The sequence below is a fragment of the Paenibacillus sp. FSL H7-689 genome, assembly GCF_000517905.1.
Classification (GTDB): domain Bacteria; phylum Bacillota; class Bacilli; order Paenibacillales; family Paenibacillaceae; genus Paenibacillus; species Paenibacillus amylolyticus.
The window spans coordinates 184,201-205,632 of the sequence record NZ_ASPU01000013.1 but is presented as its reverse complement, the minus strand read 5'-3'; the positions used below and the strand labels follow the sequence as shown (position 1 = coordinate 205,632).

14 protein-coding genes and 1 other annotated feature (1 of these 15 only partly in view) are annotated in these 21,432 nt (G+C 44.4%); of the genes, 10 read left to right on the top strand and 4 right to left on the bottom strand.

All coding sequences use genetic code 11. From position 1 onward, the window contains the following. Positions 1 to 159: a binding site (T-box leader), on the top strand (it extends 118 nt beyond the left edge of the window). A gap of 170 nt (positions 160 to 329) precedes the next feature. Further along, positions 330 to 1,415 carry an aspartate-semialdehyde dehydrogenase gene (asd, locus tag C170_RS08535; protein ID WP_081745889.1) on the top strand — a complete coding sequence of 362 codons (1,086 nt, stop codon included), beginning with the start codon at positions 330 to 332 and terminating at the stop codon, positions 1,413 to 1,415. Between the two features lie 259 nt (positions 1,416 to 1,674). Here asd and C170_RS08530 read toward each other — a convergent pair whose 3' ends face one another. After that, entirely contained in the window at positions 1,675 to 2,193 is a 519-nt protein-coding gene (locus C170_RS08530; RefSeq protein WP_036608404.1) for a MerR family transcriptional regulator, read from the bottom strand. A gap of 170 nt (positions 2,194 to 2,363) precedes the next feature. Here C170_RS08530 and C170_RS08525 point away from each other — a divergent pair, with 170 nt between their 5' ends. Further along, on the top strand, positions 2,364 to 3,215 hold the full coding sequence (locus tag C170_RS08525; RefSeq protein ID WP_017688714.1) for an aldo/keto reductase: 852 nt from the start codon (positions 2,364 to 2,366) through the stop codon (positions 3,213 to 3,215). A gap of 118 nt (positions 3,216 to 3,333) precedes the next feature. On the opposite strand, the gene C170_RS08520 is transcribed toward C170_RS08525, so the two are convergent. After that, positions 3,334 to 4,302 (bottom strand): bile acid:sodium symporter family protein, encoded by a 969-nt coding sequence (locus C170_RS08520; protein ID WP_036608400.1) that lies wholly within the window; start codon positions 4,300 to 4,302, stop codon positions 3,334 to 3,336. Between the two features lie 141 nt (positions 4,303 to 4,443). Between C170_RS08520 and C170_RS08515 the strand changes: the two genes are divergently transcribed. The 5 genes from C170_RS08515 (at position 4,444) to C170_RS08495 (ending at position 12,763) form a co-directional block, all read left to right on the top strand. Continuing rightward, on the top strand, positions 4,444 to 4,914 hold the full coding sequence (locus C170_RS08515) for a DUF6376 family protein (RefSeq protein ID WP_162158960.1): 471 nt from the start codon (positions 4,444 to 4,446) through the stop codon (positions 4,912 to 4,914). 325 nt (positions 4,915 to 5,239) lie between these two features. Then, a complete protein-coding gene (locus tag C170_RS08510) occupies positions 5,240 to 5,995 on the top strand; it encodes an SDR family NAD(P)-dependent oxidoreductase (protein ID WP_036608394.1) in 756 nt (251 codons plus the stop codon). A gap of 504 nt (positions 5,996 to 6,499) precedes the next feature. Beyond that, entirely contained in the window at positions 6,500 to 7,297 is a 798-nt protein-coding gene (locus C170_RS08505) for a sulfite exporter TauE/SafE family protein (protein ID WP_036608392.1), read from the top strand. A gap of 187 nt (positions 7,298 to 7,484) precedes the next feature. Next, positions 7,485 to 9,866 carry a polyprenyl synthetase family protein gene (locus C170_RS08500; RefSeq protein ID WP_036608390.1) on the top strand — a complete coding sequence of 794 codons (2,382 nt, stop codon included), beginning with the start codon at positions 7,485 to 7,487 and terminating at the stop codon, positions 9,864 to 9,866. Between the two features lie 269 nt (positions 9,867 to 10,135). Next, on the top strand, positions 10,136 to 12,763 hold the full coding sequence (locus C170_RS08495; RefSeq protein ID WP_036608388.1) for a PAS domain S-box protein: 2,628 nt from the start codon (positions 10,136 to 10,138) through the stop codon (positions 12,761 to 12,763). Between the two features lie 135 nt (positions 12,764 to 12,898). Here C170_RS08495 and C170_RS08490 read toward each other — a convergent pair whose 3' ends face one another. Beyond that, positions 12,899 to 14,665, bottom strand: coding sequence for an ABC transporter substrate-binding protein (locus tag C170_RS08490; protein WP_036608386.1), 1,767 nt, complete (start codon positions 14,663 to 14,665; stop codon positions 12,899 to 12,901). 144 nt (positions 14,666 to 14,809) lie between these two features. On the opposite strand from C170_RS08490, the gene C170_RS08485 reads away from it, so the two are divergent. The 3 genes from C170_RS08485 (at position 14,810) to C170_RS08475 (ending at position 20,174) form a co-directional block, all read left to right on the top strand. Next, complete coding sequence (locus C170_RS08485; RefSeq protein WP_036608384.1) at positions 14,810 to 16,045, top strand: MDR family MFS transporter; 1,236 nt, start codon at positions 14,810 to 14,812, stop codon at positions 16,043 to 16,045. A gap of 617 nt (positions 16,046 to 16,662) precedes the next feature. Beyond that, positions 16,663 to 18,408, top strand: coding sequence for an ABC transporter ATP-binding protein (locus C170_RS08480; RefSeq protein WP_036608381.1), 1,746 nt, complete (start codon positions 16,663 to 16,665; stop codon positions 18,406 to 18,408). Then, a complete protein-coding gene (locus C170_RS08475; RefSeq protein ID WP_036608380.1) occupies positions 18,405 to 20,174 on the top strand; it encodes an ABC transporter ATP-binding protein in 1,770 nt (589 codons plus the stop codon). The genes C170_RS08480 and C170_RS08475 overlap by 4 nt, the downstream gene beginning before the upstream one ends. A gap of 114 nt (positions 20,175 to 20,288) precedes the next feature. On the opposite strand, the gene cyoE is transcribed toward C170_RS08475, so the two are convergent. Continuing rightward, positions 20,289 to 21,218, bottom strand: coding sequence for a heme o synthase (gene cyoE / locus C170_RS08470; protein WP_036608378.1), 930 nt, complete (start codon positions 21,216 to 21,218; stop codon positions 20,289 to 20,291). Positions 21,219 to 21,432 lie beyond the last annotated feature (214 nt).

The window sequence follows — 21,432 nt, the reverse complement described above, 5'->3', positions numbered from 1 at the left end:
AGCGTTAAGGGATGATGTGACAGGAGCTCCTGTTACAGAGCTAGAGTATGAACGGTCTACAGCTAGCAACATGGTTGTAAACCTTTACTTGAAGAGGCGGATATGGTGACATATTGGCGAATCTGGGTGGTACCACGAGAGTTCAATCTCGTCCCTGAGACTATTGTCTTGGGGATGGGATTTTTTGGTTTTTCCAGGGCTGTGACTACACGCTTTGGAATTGCCTGAATAGTGTTAATTAGGAAGTCAAATTTCATAATACGTTTTTAGTGAGTTATGAAATTGATCAAAGAGAAGAATCACTTAAACCGAAAGGAAATGATGATTGAATGTCAGCAAAATTGAAAGTTGGTATCGTCGGAGGAACGGGAATGGTGGGTCAGCGTTTTGTGGACCTGCTCGATCAACATCCATGGTTTGAAGTAACAGCTATTTCTGCAAGCGCCAATTCAGCAGGTAAAACATATGAAGAATCCGTACAAGGCAGATGGAAACTCGCAGTTCCTATTCCGGAAGCTGTGAAGAGAATCCTTGTTCAGGATGCTTCCCAGGTTGAGGCTTTTGCCAGCCAGGTTGATTTTATTTTCTGCGCGGTTGATATGAAAAAGAATGAGATTCAAGCGCTCGAAGAGGCTTATGCCAGAACAGGAACACCTGTAGTGTCCAACAACTCCGCTCACCGCTGGACAGCAGATGTACCCATGGTAATCCCTGAGATTAACCCGGGACATCTGGATGTGATTGAAGCTCAACGCAAACGTCTGGGCACAAAAACCGGATTTATTGCTGTAAAACCAAACTGCTCGATTCAGAGCTATGTGCCTGCACTGCACGCCTTGCGTGAATTCAACCCAACTCAGGTTGTCGCTTCCACATATCAAGCAATCTCGGGAGCAGGTAAAAACTTTACGGACTGGCCAGATATGCTCGATAATGTCATTCCATACATCGGTGGCGAAGAAGAGAAGAGTGAGCAGGAACCACTGCGGATCTGGGGTAGTATCGAAAATAATCAGATCGTCAAAGCATCGGCTCCATTAATTACAACCCAATGTATTCGTGTACCGGTAACGGATGGACATCTGGCGACCGTGTTTGTAAACTTCGAGAAAAAACCAAGCAAAGACGAAATTTTGGAGCGTTGGTTGCAGTTCAAAGGTCGTCCGCAGGAACTGGCTCTGCCAAGTGCACCAAAACAGTTCATTACGTATTTTGAAGAAGAGAACAGACCGCAGACAAAACTGGATCGTGACATCGAACGCGGAATGGGTGTCTCCACAGGCCGACTGCGCGAAGACTCACTCTATGATTACAAATTCGTGGGATTGTCCCACAACACGCTCCGCGGAGCGGCAGGTGGTGCGGTTCTGATCGCAGAACTACTCAAAGCTGAAGGATATATTCAGCCGAAATAAGCATAAAGGCATCATGAGCAGTAGATTTCTGAACAGGATATTTCATGAAAAACCATCACTTGTTGATGGTTTTTTTTGTATTGTGAACAGGGACCAGAAAATGGGCAGGAATAGATTAAAGAGATTCCAGCAGAGGGTTGTAGTGGCGAAAAACGCCGACAATGTTGTCGGCGTTTTTTACTCAGGCTCATTTAGATATACATTAATGTAAGAAATATCCTATATGTTTAGAACATACGTGAGCTATATCATGTGAAGTTTAGGATACTATGCTAGTTTGCTGCTTCATAGCAGCTGCTGGGCACTGAGCCGAAACCTCGGCTTCAGGAAGACTGCGACTTTTTAAACGGGATGCAGGACAACTCCCTTCTTCGTCACGCTTGGTTTCCCAATTGATCGGGTTGGTCATATCCGGGATGCGCTGCTCCAAAATGGCCTGATATTGACGTGCTTTCTCTTCCAAATGGGCTACGCGGCTCTTGGCCTCTTCAAGCTGAATCAGCGCCGCTTCCTTATACTCCATCATAAGTGCGAATCGCTGCGAAACGGTTGAATCACCTTCGAGGCAGAGATCGACGTATGTTTTAATATTTTCAATCGGTAAACCTGTCTGCTTAAGGCATTTGACGCCATGTAGCCAATTGATGGATTCTTCATCAAACACCCGAATATTATTTTTATTGCGTTGAATGCTCGGAACCAAGCCTTTATCCGTGTAAAAGCGAACAGCGTGCTCTGTGAGTCCCGTAAGCTGGGCAGCATCCTGGACAGTATACATATGTACTCCTCCTTCAAAAAAATATTGGAGACGCTTGACTTCGTGTAAGACGAAGGAGCTAGGGTTATTGTAACGCAAGTCGGCCGGAAGTGGAATCCTCGCTTCGTTGCTGAATTTCAGGAAAACGTGACCACTTGCGATTCACAATTGAACCATAGGAGGAATTGAATATGCAAACTGTAACCTTGAACAATGGAGTGAAAATGCCGATTATTGGCTTTGGTGTCTACCAGGTTCCCGATGCTGATGAATGTGAGAACACGGTATATGAGGCGCTGAAAGCCGGTTACCGCCTAATTGATACCGCTGCCGGTTACCTAAACGAAGAAGCGGTTGGACGTGCAATTAAACGCAGTGGCATAGCGCGGGAAGAACTTTTCATCACGACAAAGCTTTGGATTCAGGATGCAGGATACGAAAGTGCCAAGCGGGCGTTTGCCAAATCGTTAAGTAAGCTGCAGCTCGATTATCTGGATATGTACCTTATTCACATGCCGTTTGGTGATTATTACGGCGCATGGCGTGCGATGGAAGAACTATACCGTGAGGGCAAGATCAGGGCTATCGGTGTCAGTAACTTCCTACCTGACCGCCTGATGGACCTCATCGTCCACAACGAAGTTGTGCCTGTCATCAATCAGATCGAAACTCATCCGTTTCAACAGCAGGTCGACAGCGCTGTTTTCATGAAAGAACAGGGGATACAGCACCAGTCATGGTCCCCGTTCGCCGAAGGTCGCAACAATCTGTTCAGCAACGAAGTCTTGGTTTCCATTGCCGAGAAACATAACAAATCCGTCGCCCAGGTTGTACTGCGCTGGCTTGTGCAGCGGGATGTTGTTGTTATTCCAAAATCAGTACGCAAAGAGCGGCTTATCGAGAACTTCGATATTTTCGACTTTGTACTAAGCCCGGAAGAGATTGCAACCATTTCCACACTGGATACCAAGGAAAGTCTATTCATGAAGATTGATAATCCTGAAGTTGCCAAGATGCTGGGCAATATGAAAGTGGATTTGTAGCCAGGAACGGATTGCTAGGTTTACGAAACGTAGCAGTATCTTGGCAATAATAGTAACAATAGCAACTCAATGCAAAACGCCGACAATCATGTCGGCGTTTTTTTCATCCAATATTTTGCTAGGCCGCAGATGTCTTATCTGACTTTTGCAGAAGCTGAGAGCGACGACCGAGCAGATAACCTGTTAATGAAGCAAGCATCTGCTGGAATACCATGCCTAGCACGACCGGGACAGCAACAGGTGGCGGAAAATAAGAAACAGCCAGTACTGCGCCAGCGCTGATATTACGCATACCTCCATTGAACACCAGAGCGACCTGATCGGCCTCATTCCAGCCCAGCAATCGGGCGATGAAGTAACTTAGCGCATAACCGAATGATGCCAGGAAAATAATGATGACCGCAAGTCCAGCGAGCTTCCAGTTGAAGTCAGCCAAGTAGGGCGCAACGACAGATCCGTTAATTGCAACAACTGATGCCATAAACAATTTGGATAACGGATTCAACCTTGGTCCCCATACCGGGACAATGGCCCCTTTGGTCCACTCATTCAGAAGCATACCCACCAGCGATGGCACAACAATCATCCAGAACAGACTGCTCATCATGGCTGCCGTATCCAATGTGACACTGGTGCCGATTAACAGGGATAACACCCCGGGCACTACAAAAGGAGCAAGCATGGTATCAATCAGGATGATGGATAGCGTAAGTGCGATATTGCCCCGATAGATACTGACCCAGATGAAGCTGCTTATTCCTGTAGGGATAACTGCTGCCAGAACCAGGCCTGTTATGGTATACGCATCTGTAGGGAAAACCAGATGACCCATACCGAGAGCAATTAGAGGCATCGCCAAATGCAAAATAAACAGACATACAAACAGGGGGAACGGCTTCTTCAGCACGTTCACAAAATCCCGTATCCCAAGACTGATACTTCCAGCGAACGTCATGAACGCAAAAAGCCAAGGGGATAAAAAGGTATAAGAAGAAAGAAAACTCCCGCATAACACGCCAACAATAATGCTGATTGGGGTAATCAGTGGCATGATGCGGTTCAAGCGTTGGTTCAAGGCTTGAAGCATAATCATGACATCCCTTTACCGTGTGATTTTACTATTATACATGTTAATAACGTTGGCTGCAGACCCATTTGCAAAGAAGCAGTCTTAACAGGTATCATGGACTTGGAACAAGGATTCCGATTAGGAGAAGGGGAGATGATCATGTTCATAAGAAAAAGAAAGCACACGTTAATGATGACAGGCCTTATTGCATCAAGTATTCTGCTGATTTCAGCCTGTTCTGTCGTGGAACAAGCCAATCAAAGTCTAAATTATGTGAGTGGGGCTACTGATTATATAGAACAGGTATCAAACGCCGGGGCTGATCTGCAAGAGCTCGCATCGAGTGCGGTGAATAATCCGGAGATTACAACGCAGATTCAGGAGAAAATCGATCTGATCCAAGCAGAAGCAAGTGAATTTTCTCAGTTGACTGCTCCTGCAATAGGAGAGAGCATTCATGAGAATCTGGTTAGTTACAATACTCAATTAACGGAAGTCGTGGGCAATTTCGAGAATACAATTGCAGAGCAAGGTTTTACGGCAGAAAATTGGGAGAAGACAGGTATTCCTGAACTGATCACGAACATCAATAATTTGAAAGATCCGCTAAGCGGACTTCAGGGTGAATAAGTTGAATTGATCTTAGCACCTTAAGACAACACAGTTTGAAATTCTCATATTTTATAAGGGCGAGATATCGGAATGATTGAATTACCGCTATGCTCGCTTTTTTATTTTCCGAAAACTCATGCATATTTAATATCACAGGAGCTAGACTATATCATGTAAATAGGAGATGTATATGACATTTATCTCATATTTATGTGAAGATGATCTATGGTTTGACAAGGTTGGGACAGAGGCGTATGATAAGTATATAAGTTAATAAAATATAGTTACTTACTATAAGTTATGAAATGTACCTAAATATATTTTGCCAAAGGAGAGCTGAGTCATGACGGAGCACAATGGAAAAGTGATCATTATTACAGGTGGAGCAAGTGGTATTGGTAAAGAGACAGCACTTCAACTTTCGGATCAAGGTGCGACTATTGTTGTCGCTGACTATAATGAAGACGGAGCCAAGAAGCTTGCGGCAGAGATTGAAGCAGCAGGCGGAACAGCGGGCGCGTACAAAGTGGATGTATCCAAAGGGGACGAGATCAAAGCCCTGATCGACTGGACCGTAGAGCAATATGGTACGTTAAGCGGTATTTTCAATAACGCAGGTATTGGACTTGTGAAGCCATTTCTGGAGATGGACCCGGAATCCTATCACAGAGTCATTGATGTAGACCAGCACAGTGTATATTATGGCATGTATTATGGCGCGAAAAAAATGGTTGAATTGAATGTACAAGGTACCATTGTAAATACAGCTTCGATCTATGGAAGTGTTGCCGCAGTAGGCAGCTTCAACTACAATGCAGCCAAGGCTGCTGTTGTTATGATGTCCAAATCCGGTGCATTGGAACTTGCAGAACATGGAATTCGTGTAATTGGTGTGGCACCTGGCTTTATCGAAACACCGATTCTGGGTGATGACCAAGCCATGAAAGATGCACTTGCTACTCAACATATGCGTGGAGAGCTCATTCAACCCGAAAAAGTAGCCAGTGTGGTTACATTTCTGTTCAGTGATGCAGCAAGTGCAGTGAACGGGACAACCGTAGCTGTAGATGATGGATTCCTTAGCTTCAAAACCAAATAAAATAAAGTAAGTAACCCTTTTAATCTAAGGGAACTCATCTCAAAAAAAAGAAAAACAGAAAAAAACGGTGCAGAACGATTTATTCGTTTTGCACCGTTTTTGTATTTTCATTATAAAGTAATTGTGGCATATAAGACAGAAATAAGTTTGTCGAATCATCCCGAAATTTCAGAGATCGTGATACAATTAACAAGGTTATAGCTTTTTATCATTTTGTGGTGTCATAGACAATTCGAACGCCGAGAGAGCCATAACTCTCTTCTTTGTAATGACATTGAGAACAAGTTTTGGTCGAGCACAACGCATCGTTATGAACTTGTAATTTTTCGTTGCACTGTGGACATTTATTTTCAAAAAGAGTCTTCAACACGTTAAACATGCTTAATCACTCATTTCGGATTAATTTACTTGGTTTTCATTATAACGGATTATATTCACCTTGTATAGCACTTTTGAGTGGTATCGAGATGAGATTTATATTGCACGAAAGGAAGCGCATAACCGATGGATCTTCTGCTTTTTATCATCATGTTTATACTGGGTCTGGTCGGTTCATTCTTCTCCGGTTTGTTGGGTATTGGTGGGGCCATTATCAATTATCCGCTACTGTTATATGTTCCATCCTGGATGGGACTGGAGCCATTCTCAGCACATCAGGTATCTTCGATTAGTATGTTTCAAGTGTTTTTCGCTTCACTTGCCGGTGTGATTGCATTCCGCAGAAAAGTAAAAACGGGTAGAAGTGGTGGGGCGATCGTTCACCGCGGATTGGTGCTGTACATGGGCTCCAGCATTCTTGCTGGCAGTCTGATCGGTGGGTTCATATCCGGTCATCTGGACGGAAGAGTTATTAATCTGATCTATGGCATTCTGGCGATCATAGCAATTGTTCTCATGCTGATTCCCGGAAAGGGAAAGCTTGATACCTCAGCTCCTTTGGTGTTTAACCGATGGATTGCAGCAGGCACTGCTTTTGCAGTAGGCATTGTATCAGGAATTGTTGGTGCGGGTGGTGCCTTTATCCTTATTCCCATCATGCTGACAATTCTCAACATCCCCGTACGAACAACGATTGCTTCTTCACTGGCGATTGTATTTATCTCCGCCATTGGCGGCGTTATAGGGAAAATTACGGGTGGAGACATTCCGCTAGAACCCATTATATACACGGTGATCGGAAGTCTGCTAGGCGCATCCCTTGGTTCACGGGTTAGTTCGATGATCAATGTGAGGGAACTTCGATATGCATTAATCGTACTTATCGCCATCACAGCGGTTAAAGTCTGGTCATCCATTCTGTAAAATCACGTATATGGGAATGAACAATGACGATTTCGTAACCAAACGGTTGAATCGCCGTATATAGGTTATGAACATGAGCTGAAGCGTTGGATACACGATCAAATGAGTTCAGTTTTCGTCCATGGAGCACCTCATCTCCTTTCATGGATACATGTTTAACATTAATAGAAGTTGAGGTATCCACCCTATGAATAACGTACTTACAGAACAGGCTGATGCAGGATATCGGCTAGCTGAGCAGAAAGCATCTCAGTATTTTACTTCTCTTAGGCAGCAACTTATGGATAATACGTATACAACAGCACTTACCCAAGATATTCATGTATGGCAAAAGAAACATATTCATCGTTTTGCCTGGCTTTCTCTTTTATCACCTAGCAAAAGAAAACCGGATCCCCGGGATGTTCATAGATATATCCACTGGCTGAATACGACAGGAAAGCTGGATGATTACCTGGATCGGAGTATCTCCTATATTTATATGCGGGATCTGGGGCAAGCCCTTGATTCTTCGGGTACGCAGGCCCGAATTCAGAACGTTGTCCAGAATACCAAAAAATACTTTATGGGCTCAGCTACTGGGCGAAAAGGGCAACCTGATTATATCAGTCTGGCTGCGTTGTACCGGTGGGGACAGAAGGAGCACATTGAAACGGCTGTCATCTGGGTGATGAACAAATTAAAGAATGTAGCATCCAACATCCCGAAGGAGCTGGATGCAGAGCAGGCGCAACGGAAGCTCATCAAGATCATTCTTGGCGTGGTCCTTCATGTGGACGATGAGATGAATGAGCAGACACCACCTGAAGAGCGTACCCGGAGATTTGATGCGGCGATTCGACTGGGTTATTCGTACGGTTTGACGTATCCATTTGTGGATGATCTGCTGGATTCTCAAGCATTGACTGTTCAGGAAAAAGAACAATATTCCCTGATGATACGTGATGCACTTCTTACCGGGGTCGTCCCTGATCTGGGGGAGTGGAAAGGCAGCAATCTTGAAGTGATTGAATATGTACATTCCGAGCTTCGGGAAGCATTTGAGTACATCAAGAACTACCAGCATCCAGAGAAACAGCGCACGTTTTTAGAGCAATCCTATGTGTTCTTTCAGTCTCAGGAGATTGATCGCAACAAGAAATTAGCCAATGCGAATTATACCAATGAAGAATTGTACATTCCGATTATTATCAAATCTTCTTCTTCCCGATTAATCGTCCGGTCTGTTCTCAGTGCACCGGTGGATGAAGGATTTGATCTGCGGACGTTTTATTACGGGATATATAATCAGTTGGCTGATGATTTTGCCGATATGTTTGACGATATGGAAGAAGGGGCAGTGACTCCGTATACGTACTATTTGAAGTATCGAGATTTGCGTCCCGACTTGATTAATCCATATGAATTGTATTGGGCAGTCATCTCTTACCTAATCCATGATGTATACAACTCCGACGCCAAGACCCGTGAGGTCATACTGGATCGTGCTATAAACGGTCTGAAGCGTTGTAGAGAACGGTTGGGGCAGCAGAAATATGATGAAGTGATGACAATCTTTGCCTCAGGGCAGCCTGAATTCAATCAACTGGTTCAACAGATGGTGCGAAAAGCAGATGACGTTGATTTCCTCGATAAATTGTTACGGGATCAGGTCGTGCTTCAATTGAAAAATGACAAGCAGGAGAAAGAGGAGTTCAAGCAGACCATTCGAACGGTTCGCGAACAGATTAATGTGGAGTTGCAGATTGCTAAACCAAATGGACTTCCTAAGATGAAAGAAACGTTAATCGATGCAGCCAATTACAGCTTGCAGGGAGACGGAAAAAGGCTACGCCCGATATTGACTTGGGTTATGGGTGTGCGCGAGTATGGTCTACCTGAATCCTCTATCGTTCCGCTGCTAAGGTCGCTGGAGTACATGCATACCGCTTCCCTGATCTTTGATGATCTGCCTACGCAGGATAATGCTTCGACAAGGCGTGGACGTTCCACGTTGCATCAGGTACACAATAGCGCCACAGCAGAGCTTACCGGTCTGTTTCTCATTCAGAAGGCGATTGGAGAACAATCTTCATTGAATCGCTTTGATGCGGCAACCGTGCTCACGCTCATTCAGTATTCGGCTGAAAAAGCAGAGGATATGTGTATGGGGCAGGCCATGGATCTGAACTCCAAAGGCAAGGTATTAACACTTGAACAGTTGAACATGATCTGTTTTTACAAAACAGGCATTGCCTTCGAAGCTGCACTGGTCATGCCAGCCATACTTGCCCAAGTGAAGGAACCGGAGATGGCTATGCTGAAAAAGTTCGCTTATCATGCAGGTATCGCCTTCCAGATCAAAGACGACTTGCTGGATTTCGAGGGAAATTACCTCATTCTTGGGAAACCTGCAGGTCAGGATGAGCGGAACAACAATTCAACCTTTGTGTCTATTCTTGGTGATGAAGGCGCGAAGAAAGCGATGTGGGAGCATTATTGTCTTGCTACAGATGCATTGAACGAGATGCCGAAACCTATTCCATTTTTGAGACATTTATTGGATTATCTTATTGGTCGCGAGCGCTAACCCATTTTTCTAATGATTCCATGATGCATATGACTTATTATGATATATAACGACAAAGGTCAGGACTCCATATGAATGGATTCCAGGCCTTGTTTGGTTTTAAAGACACAAATCTCTTGAAAAGATTTGTTTCAACAGCTGAAATTCTGGGTATTAAGCAGGTACTGTTGTTTTAAAACTGACTAATTTTTATAGAACATCTTATATCAGTAAAAACTTTAGATTTCGACAAAGTATACATGGAGTCTATGCCAAAAGGAGAACTTACAATGCAGGTTCAAAAGGTCGATCATCATGAATTGTTCGAGCAGATCTATAATCAAGCGCCTATTGGGATTGCACTCGTTGCTCCAACAGGGCAATGGATGAAAGTGAACCCTGCTTTTTGCTGTATGCTAGGTTATACAAGTGATGAATTAATGGATCTCACGTATCAGGATATTACACATCCGGAGGATTCGTCACAAGATATGATCTGTAGTTATGAGCTATTTGAAGGTAAATCAAAAGAAAATCAATACGAAAAGCGTTACATTAATAAAAATGGTGACATCTTATGGTGTTCAATACATGTTTCCTTGGTTCGAAGCGAAATTACGAATGAACCTCTTTATTCCGTTTGCCATATTGTTGATATTTCCAATCGTAAACTGTCTGAACAAAAACTTCTTCATAGTGAAGAAGTGTTCAAACTTATTACGGATCATGCTCAGGAGATCATCTATATTGCCGATTTGGAGGGAGTTTGTCGGTTCTGCTCACCGTCAGTCCAACAAATATTGGGTTATTCCCCGGAAGAAGTCATTGGCCGAAACAATAATGCTTCCTTTCACCCACAAGATCTGGAACGGATCTCACAGATGGATTTGACTAAAGGTAATCTGTTGAATATTAGAGTCCGTCATAAAGATGGGCATTATCTTTGGTTTGAAACCACATACAAGGTCTTTGGTGATGCGGAGCATGAACAACAGATTCTTACGATTGGACGAGATATATCAGAGCGAAAAAAACAAGAGGATATCAGTGCTGAGGCTGAACGGATTGCCTTAATTGGTAGTTGGGAATGGGATATGGTCAAAGACCATATTACATTTTCAGATCAGATCTTTGAGATTTTTGAACTTGAACGCACCTGCAAACCATATCGTATAAGTGATGTTTTTGATGTTATGAATTCCGAAGATATAGCCTCTATACAAAAACATATTACAGGGGTAAAACAGGGTGAACCGCTTGATTTTGAATACAAACACATCAGTTCTGATGGAAATGAGAAGTATCTTCACTTGCGCGGATTGATTACACTCGATGAGAATCGTCAGCCAATCCAGCTAAACGGAACACTACAGGATATCACTGAACGAAAACGCATCGAATTTAAATTGCAGGAATCTGTGGAGCGATACACTTCGCTTAAGAAATACAATCATGACGCCATTATCTCGTTTAACATGGATGGTAATATTATGAATGCAAATCCAGTAGCGGTGAAAATGACGGGCTGTCCCGTGGCTGAAATGATCGACACAAGTATAAGCAGATTTATCGGAGCCAGTAATCTGGGTCTGATTCTGGGCAGTAATTATGAGATGGCTGAAAAGGAGATCAACGCTGTTCGGCACACGGATGGATCTGAGACAGAAGTCTTGGCTACGCTTGCTCCAATTATTGTTAACCAATCCAATGTCGGGTTTTACCTGATTGCGAAGGATATTACGGAGCAGAAAAAACTACTTGTAGCCAAAGAAACGGCGGAGAGAATGAATAAGGCCAAAAGTGAATTTTTGGCGATGATGAGTCATGAAATCCGCACACCCATGAACGGTGTAATTGGGATGACCGATTTGCTCCTGGATACCCCTGGACTTAGCGGGGAACAAAAGGAATATATCGAAATCATCCAGAAGAGTGGAGATTCCTTGCTTGCCATCATTAATGATATTCTTGATTTTTCCAAAATCGAATCAGGCAAAACTGATCTGGTTGAAGATCCTTTTGATCTCGTAGAGATCGTGACCGAGACAGTGCAAATTGTAAAACCACTGGCTCGTGAAAAAAAGCTGGATGTTCGTATGTGCATAGAAGATGCTATTCCAACTCCGGTGTATGGTGATGCTTATCGACTTAAACAGGTACTTACCAATATCATCGGCAACGCGGTCAAATTCACTTTAGAAGGCGGCGTGGAAGTTAAAGTGGGAGTTAAGGAGCAGTGCAGCAATAACGTGCAGCTTTATTTTCAGGTAAAGGATTCGGGCATTGGCATTCCGGCTCAGAGGAAACAACAATTATTTGAACCTTTCTACCAACTGGACAATTTTATGACCCGCAAACCCCAAGGGACCGGTCTTGGCCTTGCCATTAGCAAGAAACTGGTGGAGCTTATGCAGGGCGAGATCTGGATTGAGGAATCGGATGAACCGGGTACAATATTTATATTTACCGCCCGATTTAAATTAAATAACGGTGAAGAAAACAACAGGTTGGATCAACAGCAGAAGAAGAGCAGAACATCAGCCTTGCGAATTTTAATCGCAGAAGACAATGATGTGAATCAGCTCGTCCTTAGCAGAATCGTTGAGAAAAAAGGGCACTTTGTGGATCATGTGGCAGACGGTGTTGAGGCAGTCGAAGCGGTCAAACACAATTCGTATGATATTGTCTTCATGGATGTGCATATGCCAAGACTGAATGGCTTCGAAGCGACAAAAGTGATTAAAAATTCTTTGCACCCCGAGAGTTGTCCATACATTATTGCGGTAACTGCAAATGCGTTAAGAGGAGACATGGATAAATGTTTGAAGGCAGGCATGGATGCGTATGTCAGCAAACCGATTAAAATTGAGTCCATTATGCAAGTGTTGGAGACCTATTACATCAAAAATAATCTCTAAATATTAATCTCTGATTGCACTAAAAATGGATCGGCAATAGAGCCGCTAGCTTATCGTCAATAGGCTACCGGCTTTTTTGCTGTTCCATTACGTGGTCCACTCCTGTATGCCGCAGATGCGACTGTGCACAAATCCCTAAGGATTTTTGATCCATAATTTCGAGATGTCCATATATCCGAATTCCGCTGTCTGCATACCGAAGATGCTCTGATCCAGTTCAGCCTGCTTGTTCATGTGACAGCCATGCAAGATCCAGCAGTGATCACGTAGCAAGGCTTCAGCTTCATCCAGGAGCGCAGTACGTTCTGCCCGATGAAGCTTAGCGAAATGATCCAGTTTGTCATCCAGTAGAGACTGGAATGCAGGAGACATACACATATGAAAATGGTTGGACAGGTTTTTGAAAAAATGAATCATGCCGTACTGCCAATCTTCCTCCAGTATCTCTTCAGCGAGGATCAATTGTGCGTTCGTGGTTTCCTCTGAGTTGAAATAATCCACAACGGCTTGCATGCTGATGTTCAGACCGATGGACTCTGCCCGACACCGGAACCACTCGGCAACGTCAGCATCCTTATTATGCTTATACGATAAAGTTATGGTCTCCCCCTGGTACCCGCAGTTATGTAGCAATTTACGAGCCTGCTCAAGAGAGACAGCTGTCCAGTCCTGGGCTGCACTTCTCCAGGGCAGAAAGCTGCTGGCTGGTGTGATCCGATTCCCACCGAGATCTCGGACAAGCGCGACCGAATCATAGACGATACGCAGAGCATGTCGAAATAGGGGATGATGATGGATGCCTTCCTTGTGAAAATTGAACAGCATATACTGACAACCAAGCGCCGGGTAATTGATACTGTTCGTCTGATCACAGCCTGTTGTGACACTCAATCGATCTGTACCCGGTAGCTCATAATAGCGATCATTCGGACTCAGGTCAGGCACAAACCAGAAATGGACTTGATCCAGATGTGGCCTGATTCCGTAGTACGCATCAAAAGCGGTAAGCTCCAGCACATCTTCATTCAGCTCAGAGATCTGAAAAGGACCGGTACCAATTAAGGTATTGGCTACATTGTAATCGTAGGGCAGAATCGTCATCCGAATACAACTGAACAGATGCAAGAAGAACCGATTAGGACGATGTAGAACAAACTTGATGCAGTAATCACCAGCTACTTCCGCACGTTCAATATCCCGATACAACCAGATGGACGGACTATGCACATCAATCAATCGTTGTAACGTCGCTTGAACATCCCGGGACGTCATGACACGTCCGTTGTGGAAACGTACACCTTTTCGGAGATAGAAGGTCCATAGGCGATGATCCTCGCTGCACTCCCACATGTGAGCCAGTGCTGGCAGGAAAGATTCTGTCTTGGCATCATAAGTGATTAATGTATTACAGACCTGGCTCAGCAGATAGGTTTCAAATGCAGTATAAACAAAGGCTGGGTCCAGATCACCTAACTGGCGTGACCTCATGATGCGCAGGATATCCTGACCTGAGGAAGTTTCATCGTGGCTGTGAAATCCCATCTGTTGATGGAGGGAGAGCATGAGCTGTTCTCGCAGTGAATCATGCATCTGAACGTTTCCGATGAGTTCAATGGCGTCTTTCATTTTGCCTTTACCCAAAAGTTCGGTAAAACTCGCTTCCAGCGCCTCATTCATGCTGCGCAGCATCGTTAGCTTCGAATGATGTCCACGACCACGTCCCGGTTGCCAATGGATGAAGCCAAGTTCTTCCAATTTTCTGAGAATGAATTTCACATTACGAGGGGTGCAGCACAGGGCAGCGGACAAGCTATCAATGGTTACAGCTACAGGTTCATGGAGCTTGAATGAAAGTTGTTCGGCCCCGGCGAGCCTTATAAAGTGTGTATGTAGGGTATCCATGGTCATGACTCCTCTATTAAAGGTGAAAAGTGTGATCATATGTTTACACTTTTACTTCCCCCTTTTATCCTTACAATTATACATTAGAAGAGGTAGTTCAAAAAGTCCGCTTTTGAAGCATTAGAAAGAATAGGAGAAGTTCGCATGAAGCAATATTTAAGGCAAATTCACCCCTTGGCATGGACCATCATTATCGGAACCATGTTTGGACGTCTTGTAACGTCAATGAGTATCCCGTTTCTATCCATCTATCTGACACGTGTACTAGAAGCTACACCGACCCAGACCGGTATTACTGTGGCCGTTAGCTCGCTGGCAGGTGTAATGGTCAGCTTTTATGGAGGTTATATTTCGGACCGGATCGGGCGCAAAATCGTGATGTTAATCTCGGTATTTAGTTGGGCAGGTGTGTTTTTTATCTTTTCAGCAGCAGAGCATCTATGGGTGTTCTTTGTTGCCAATACGTTAAATGGATTATGCCGCGCAGTATTTGAGCCCACCTCCAGAGCACTGTTATCGGATATTACTTCTCCAGAGAACAAATTGCTGGTGTTCAACCTCAGATATGCTGCAATTAATCTCGGTGTGGTCTTTGGGCCAATTATCGGATTTCAGCTGGGATCATCTGAATCAACGTTCCCATTTGTGATTTCCGGCTTGGTATACATAGTCTATGGACTTGTGCTATTTCTACAATTCAAGCTACAGCATGCCAATCTGCCAGAGCCTCATCAGGCAACCGCACCACGTTTGCGTGAAGCACTTATGACCACCGGCCGCGACCGGGTGTTTTTGCCAGTATTAATCGGTACCACATTTTGTGTTCTGGGTTACGGGCACTTTAGTTCTACGTTGGCACAGTACTTGGCGAGGAGCCCGATCTTTGAAAATGGAAGCCAGATGTTCTCGTACATGCTGTCCCTGAATGCCGTGACGGTACTGATTATTCAGTATCCTCTTGTGCGAACCTTCCGAAACTTCCCACCGCTTGTTCCTCTCATTGTGGGTAACCTGCTGGTTGCAACCAGTCTGATGATGGTCGGAATCGCTGAAGGTGTACTCATGATGATGATGAGTGTCATACTATTTACAATTGGGGAAGTATTGTTGTTCACGATGATGGATATGCTCATCGACCGGATTGCAAAGCCGGAATGGAAAGGGACGTATTTCGGTACCATCGGCTTCAATAATATCGGTAGTGTCATTGCTCCTGTCATGGGAGGGTTGTTGCTAAGTCAATTTGGAGCGGAGAATGGGCTGGCCGTTTTTGTACCTATTGCGCTGACGACTGCACTGGGAGTACCTTTTCTTCTGATCGCACATAGACGTCTTGTTCTTAGAGAGAAGCAAGCCGAATCCACATCATTAAGTATGTAGCGGAAGTTGAAAAGATTAATGACATGAATTAAATAACAATTCAGTTAAAATTATCTTGACGAATGTTAGTCCAGCGAATACAATAAACAACAAATATGTGAAACGGGTGGGATGATGATTATGTTTATGCCTATACAGATTTCGAATCGATAACTGAATACGCATGAGCATAGTGACATTAATCCAATTATTTTGCAATGATCGCGTTGGGACAGTCATGTTTGTGCACCCCTGTCGTGGACGCTCATCATTATTGCGATGCAGAGGAGATACGGGAAATGCTTTGCATTTCATCCGGTCTCTTTTGGTTACAAGCTGTAGATGAACATTAGTTCATCTATGGCTTTTTTGCATGCATTCCACCAATCCGTTCACATGGAAAGGAGCGTTTGGAGCGTTATTTTATAAAAAACTAACTTGTTAAAAAGGAGAATGTACAATGGTCAAATTACGTTCTACATATCAATTATGGGCGGGAAATCCCGATTTTAATGTCATTATGTATGACTCATCCTAGTGGGGATAACAGCGACCAAAAGGTTATTCTGTCATCGTAGTTTCAGTGTAAAGTTCTTTAGTTCACTTTATATAAATAAACCAATAAAGAGGTGGGACCTGTGCCCAAAACAGAGAAAAGCTCCATGTCATGGCTGCTGCGCTATCTAAAACCAGTCAAAGGACGGCTGGCCTTACTTTTAATCATGTTGCTCACATCAACGGGGCTTCAGCTCTTGAATCCACAGATCATCAAACGATTTATCGATACAGCAGCAAGTGGGGGAGTCCTCACCAATCTTGTTCAACTCGCAGGAATATTTCTGGTTGTTGCCGTGTTTAATCAACTCATCACGGTAGCGGTAAGTTATTTGGGGAATGATGTGGCCTGGCGGGCCACGAATCAACTGCGCGGAGATCTGCTGAAGCACTGTCTGCGTCTCGATATGCGTTTTCATAATGAGAAAACACCTGGTGAGATGATTGAACGTGTGGATGGTGACGTAACGAGCATCTCCAATTTTTTCGCGATGTTCATTGTGCAGGTGATCGGGAGTTTTGTACTGCTGGCCGGAATTCTCGGGTTTATGTTCAGCGTTAATGTGCCTATTGCTGTGGTTATGACCGTGTTCACATTATTATCGATCCTGTTCATGGTCTTCATCCGAAATCTGGGCGTGGACTCTTCCAAAAATGAGCGGGCGGCAAGTGCTGCTCTGTTCGGATTAATTGAAGAACGTATTGCCGGGATTGAAGATGTGCAAGCGAATGGTCATGTGCCGTATGTGATGAACCGCTTTTACCGCACGATGCGCACGGTATTCCGTAAGGGAAGAAAAGCCTGGCTGCTTCGGGTTATTCCGTGGAATACCACAGTAGTTCTGTTCGCTCTGGCGGTCACTGCGGTGCTTTTGCTGGGTGTGCATTATTATATGGAAGGTCTAATCAGTATCGGAACATTATTTCTGATCTACCAATATACGCAGATGCTGAATGATCCGATTGAGATGCTTGGAGATCAGGTGCAGGAGTTCCAAAAAGCAAAATCAGGCATGCTGCGCTCCAGAGAGCTGTTGTCCATGCGCAGTGTGATTGAAGAGGGCAAAGAGGAGCAATTGCCGGAAGGACCGCTTGGGTTGGAATTCAGTCAGGTGCACTTCAGTTATAACCAGGATAAACCGGTATTGCAGGACATTACTTTTGCTATTAAGCCTGGTGAACGTCTGGGAATCATCGGTCGCACAGGTAGCGGCAAATCGAGTCTTAGTCGTGTTCTTCTCCGGCTTTACAATCTGGATCGGGGTACGATCCGTGTAGGTGGAACGGATATCACAAAGCTTTCATTACAAGCACTCTATCGCCGGGTGGGTATGGTGACACAGGATGTGCAGTTGTTTGATGGCACGCTGCGTGACAATCTGACCCTGTTCAATGGAGATGTATCGGATCAGATGATCAAGGAGACGACGGATCGCCTTGGACTTAGCCAATGGATTAATTCACAACCAGAAGGACTTGATACGTATCTGGCTGCAGGTGGAGCTTCATTGTCGGCAGGGGAAGCACAGTTATTTGCCTTAACCCGCGTATTCCTGACCGAACCAAGTCTGGTTATTCTGGATGAGCCTTCGTCACGTCTGGATGCCGCGACCGAAGGTATGCTGCAATCTGCAATTGATCAGTTAATGAAACAATCCACCGGAGTCATTATTGCTCACCGATTGGCTACGCTGGAGAAAGTTGACCGGATTATGGTGCTCGGTGATGGGAAGGTACTGGAGTTTGGAGCGAGAGAAGAACTTGCCAGTAACCCGGCATCTCACTATGCCAGACTGCTCATTACAGGCCGAGAGGAGGAATTGGCATGACTGTAGCAGGATTTATAGGCCGTTTGTTTCGATTCAGGCCTTTGTTATTTGTAATCAACGGATTGTTATGGTGTATATTTCATTCCTTGCCGCTAGCCATTGGTATTGGAATGCAATGGTTTTTTGATCGCACAACAGTGGGGTCAAATGACTACATGTGGCTTGCTGTGCCGCTCATCTTTATTGCTTTGGTCCGAATGGCACGGGTGGGCACATTTTTTGTAGCCTTCTATGCATGGGTTACGTATCTGTATCATGTTCAGGCGATTTTGCGAACCAACATGCTCGCAGCGATCATGCGCTGGCCGGGGCGTAATCTTCCGGCTTCACCAGGGGAGGCAATGAGTCGCTTTCGGGATGATGTTGATGAAGTCGTTGAGTATGTAGAATCATGGGTGGACTTCTGGGGACGGCTTGTATTTGCTGTTGTATCCATCGTCATTATGGCGAACATTAATTGGCAGATCACATTGGTTGCCGTGCTGCCATTGGTGGTCGTGACCTTACTTAACAACCTGTCCGGAAATCGGGCTCGGAAGTATGCACAGGTTAATCGTGAAGCGACTGGGCGAATTACCAGTTTTATTGCGGAAACGTTTGGAGCAGTGCAAGCCCTGAAACTGGGTCAGGCCGAAGAGAATGTCTCTTCACGTTTTAACCAGTTGAATGAAGATCGTCGCCAGGCTGCACTTCGAGACAATCTGTTCAAGCAGTGGATGAGATCGATGAATCAGCATGTTCTAAGTATCTGTACCGGATTGATTCTACTGATGTGTGCAGCTGAGATGAAAGCAGGGAACTTTACCGTAGGTGATTTTGCCTTATTCACCAGTTATCTGGCCAATATCGGATTTAGCATTTCACTGTTTGGTTATATGGTGTTTCAGCACAAAAGGCTCAAGGTATCGTATGATCGTATGCGTAAGCTATTCCGCCCGGGGGAAGAAGACCAGATCATGGATTCGAGAGAAATCTATCTGTATGAAGATCCGCCGGAGCTTGTAAGTAAACAGAGGGACCCTAAGGAGAAGTTGCAATCTCTTGAGGTGAATAAGCTGACTTATCAATATCCGAATTCTTCAAATGGCATAGAAGAGATCAGTTTCCGTCTGAAACGCGGACAATTTCTTGTTATTACAGGACGGATCGGGTCAGGTAAATCAACGCTTGTACGAACACTTCTTGGACTGCTACCCAAGCAAAAAGGGGACATTCACTGGAATGGAGCGGCTGTTGATCCAGCCACCTTCCTGATGCCGCCTAGAGCAGCGTATACCCCGCAAGTACCAAGACTGTTTAGTGATACGTTGAAAGAAAATATCGTCCAGGGCAAACAGGGTAACACCGAGCAAGCACTGGAAAAAGCCATTCGTCTGGCTGTGATGCAGAAAGATATCAAACATCTAGATCAGGGACTTGAGACCCCGGTTGGTCCAAGAGGCGTCATGCTCTCAGGCGGGCAGATTCAGCGCGCGGCCACAGGACGCATGTTAATGACGGAAGCGGACCTGTTTATCTTTGATGACCTGTCCAGTGCACTGGATGTGGAGACAGAACAACAAGTATGGGAAGGGCTGTTCCAAGAGCCGGATGTCACCTGCATTGCAGTTTCTCACCGCAGGGCAGCACTTTCCAAAGCAGATCATATTATTGTTATGAAAAATGGACGCATTGAAGCCGAGGGAAGCTTGGCCGAACTGCTTGCCACCAATGAAGAGATGCAGCTGCTGTGGCAAGGGGAGCAAACTCCCGCCAAAGTTGGATAGCTTTACAATTTTGAAAAGATAATAAAAAGCAAAAAAGCCTTACAGGCGACTCCTTGCAAGAGTACAGTCTGTAAGGCTTTTTATCGTTATAACGAGTGGAAAGATGGAATATTTTTATCTCATCATTTGAGCAATCAGGGAATACGCAATGATCACCAGGAAGATAATAGTGATATGGTTAATGGAGAAGATAAACATCCGTTTGGACCATTTCTCTGTTTCTTTCTTATCAAAGGTAGCCACACTAAGAATGAGCCAGGCCAAGCTAACCAGAAATGCCACAATAGCGACAAATGGACTCATCGGCCAGAACAAAAAGCTGGAGATCAGTAACAGTACCAGATACACATTGGTCTGAATGTATGTCCGTCTGATGCCTTTAACAACGGGTAGCATGGGAACACCAGCAGCTTTGTATTCGTCAAAACGACGAATCGCAATCCCGTAAAAGTGAGGCATTTGCCATAAGAGCATCGTAACGACCAATGCCCAGATCTCGAAATGACCCAGTTCCGGTGAAATGGCTGCCCAACCGATGAGTGGAGGCACAGCACCCGAAAGACTTCCCACTTCCGTGTTGTAGATCGTTGTACGTTTGGTCCACATCGTGTAAGGAAACACATACAGCAACAGACCCAAAATACCGAATACAGCAGCGGATGGGGAAGCGATGTACAACATGATGCCCCCGATGATGGTGATTGCAATACCGAGAATCAGACCCGACTTGGTATCTACGCGTCCCGTAACGGTAGGACGTTTCTTCGTACGTTCCATGATCGCATCGATATCACGATCATACAAGTTGTTAAACACCCCTGCAGCTCCAATAATGAGAGAAGACCCAATAAAGGAAAGGATGATTGGTACAATATTAGCTAAGATTGAAGCATCAAATACATATAAAGCCAAACTTAAACCCGCAAACATGGCGATCAGGTTGGACTTGATGATTCCGATTTTGATTGTATCGAAGAAAACTTTCGGAATCGAGCTATACTCCAGGCTGATATTGGTCTGTGAACCATTATTCAATGTTTTCAAGAACTCACTTCCTATATCTATACTTATATATTATGTCGCTATTATACCATTCAATACACTATGTGATTTAATTAACGTTTTAGTATTTAAAATAATGTCATTTGATTGTGAACAATTTAAAAACAAGGTTGTTTTTAATTGTTAAATAATTATTTCTGTGTTACAGGAGAGAATCGAAAAATCTGGAGATAACAGCGATGTGAAGTTTGTTCTG